At 79.0% G+C, this 2,479-nt stretch carries 1 protein-coding gene; it reads left to right on the top strand.

The window, feature by feature from the left end:
* Positions 1-2,479: SDR family NAD(P)-dependent oxidoreductase (locus AA75_RS48715; protein ID WP_199520539.1), on the top strand; the 2,479-nt coding region annotated here is incomplete at both ends.

A 2,479-nucleotide genomic window follows, 5' to 3' on the forward strand; every position in this document is an offset into this window, starting at 1 on the left:
TCCGGTCCGGACACCGTGGCGCTGCTGGCGACCGATCCGGCGGGCCTGCCGGTGGCGGCCGTCGCCGCGCTCACCCTGCGGGCGGCCGGTGGTGGCAGTGAGCCGTTGTACCGCCTCGACTGGCAGCCGGCGCCGACCGGGTCGGCCGGGGCCCCGGCGCCCGCCGAGGCCCCGGTGGCCGAGGGCTGGGCGGTGCTCGGCGGTGCGGCCGCCGAGCACGCGCTGAACGGCGCCGCCGAGCCGGGCGCGCTGCCGGTGCTCGCCGCACTCTCCGAAACCGTCCCGGGACAGCACCTGTTCGCCGCCGCCGGGGCGGCCGAACAGGCACTGGCACTGGTCCAGGAATGGCTGGCAGGGGAGGGCGGCACCCTGGTGCTGGTCACCGAGCGGGCGGTCGCCGCGCAGCCCGGTGAGGACGTTCCGGTCCCGGCCGCCGGCGCGGTCTGGGGCCTGGTGCGCAGCGCGCAGGCCGAACAGCCGGGCCGGTTGGCGCTGCTGGACCTGGACGGGACGGCCGAGTCCGGCGCCGCGCTGCCCGCCGCCCGGGCAGCCGTGGCCGCCGGCGAGCCGCAACTCGCGCTGCGGGCGGGGGAGCTGCTGGTGCCGCGGGTGGTCAGGGCCGGGGCCGGTGAGGTGCTGGACCCGAACGGCCGGACCGCCTGGCGCCTGGACACCGGCGCCCCGGGCAGCCTGGACAGCCTCGCCCTGCTGCCCGCGCCGGAGGCCGAACGCCCGCTCGCCGCAGGCGAGGTGCGGCTCGCGGTGCGCGCGGCGGGGCTGAACTTCCGCGACGTGCTGATCGCCCTCGGGATGTACCCGGGCGGCGCCCGGATCGGCGCCGAGGCGGCCGGCGTGGTGCTGGAGACCGGCCCCGGGGTGACCGCGCTGCGCCCGGGCGACCGGGTCACCGGCCTGGTCCAGGGCACCCTCGGCCCGGTGGCGGTCACCGACCACCGGCTGCTCATCCCGATCCCGGCGGGCTGGAGCTACGCCCAGGCGGCCACCGCGCCGGTGGCTTTCCTGACGGCCCACCACGGCCTGTTCGGGCTGGCCGGGCTGCGGGCCGGCGAGCGGCTGCTGGTGCACGCGGCGACCGGCGGGGTGGGCCAGGCCGCCGTGCAGCTGGCGCTGGCCTCGGGCGTGGCCGTGTACGCCACGGCGAGTCCGAGCAAGTGGCGGACGCTGCGCGAGCTCGGGGTGCCCGAGGAGCGGATCGCCTCCAGCCGGACGCTGGACTTCGAGGAGTCCTTCCGCGCCGCCACCGGCGGTCACGGGGTGGACGTGGTGCTCAACGCGCTGGCCCGGGAGTTCACCGACGCCTCACTGCGACTGCTGGCGCCCGCCGGACGGTTCGTCGAGATGGGCAAGACCGACCAGCGCGACCCGGCCGCCGTGGCCGCCGAGTACCAGGGCGCGGCCTACCTGGCCTTCGACCTGTTCGACGTGGACCCGGACCGGATCGCCGCGATGCTGGCCGAGTTGGCCGCCCGGTTCGCCGCCGGGGAGCTGCGGCCGCTGCCGGTGCTCGCCCAGGACGTCCGGCAGGCGCCGCAGGCGCTGCGCCGGCTCGGCCAGGCCCGGCACACCGGCAAGCTGGCCCTCACGCTGCCCGCCCCCCTCGCCGAGCACGGCACCGTGCTGGTGACCGGCGGCACCGGCGCGCTGGGCGCGCTGGTCGCCCGCCGGCTGGTCGTGCGGCACGGCGTGCGGCACCTGCTGCTGGTGAGCCGTCAGGGCCTGCGGGCACCCGGTGCGCCGGAGCTGGTCGCGGAGCTGGCGGCCCTCGGGGCCGAGGCCCGGGTCACCTCCTGCGACCTGGCCGAGCCGGCCGCAGTGGCCGAGCTGATCGCCTCGGTGCCGGCCGCGCACCCGCTGACCGCCGTGGTGCACACGGCGGGGGTGCTGGACGACGCGGTGGTCACCGCGCTCACCCCCGAGCGGCTGCACCGGGTGGTGCGGCCCAAGGCGGACGGTGCCTGGCACCTGCACCGGGCCACCGAGCAGCTGGATCTCGCCGCTTTCGTGCTCTTCTCCTCGGCCGTCGGCCTGCTGGGCAATCCGGGCCAGGCCAACTACGGCGCCGCCAACGCCCAGTTGGACGCGCTCGCCGAGCACCGCCGGGCCCGCGGCCTGCCCGCGGTCTCGCTCGCCTGGGGCCACTGGGCCGAGGCGGGCGGCATGGCGGCGGGGCTCAGCGCGGCGCAGGCGGACCGCCTGGCCGCCACCGGCCTGGCGCCGATGACCGACGAGCAGGGTCTGGCCCTCTTCGACGCAGCCCTCGGCGGCCCGGGTACGGGCGCGGCGGGCGGCGCGCCCGGTACGCCGTACGCCGTGCTGGTGGCCGCCCGGCTCGACCCGGCGGCCGTGCCGGCCGACCGGCTCTCGCCGGTGCTGCGCGGGCTGGTCCGGCACCGCCCGCGCCCGGCGGCGGCCGCCGCAGACGGACCGGCCGTGCTGCTGGGCCGGCTGGCCGGGAAGG

The organism is Kitasatospora sp. MBT63 (assembly GCF_000710465.2).
GTDB lineage: Bacteria > Actinomycetota > Actinomycetes > Streptomycetales > Streptomycetaceae > Kitasatospora.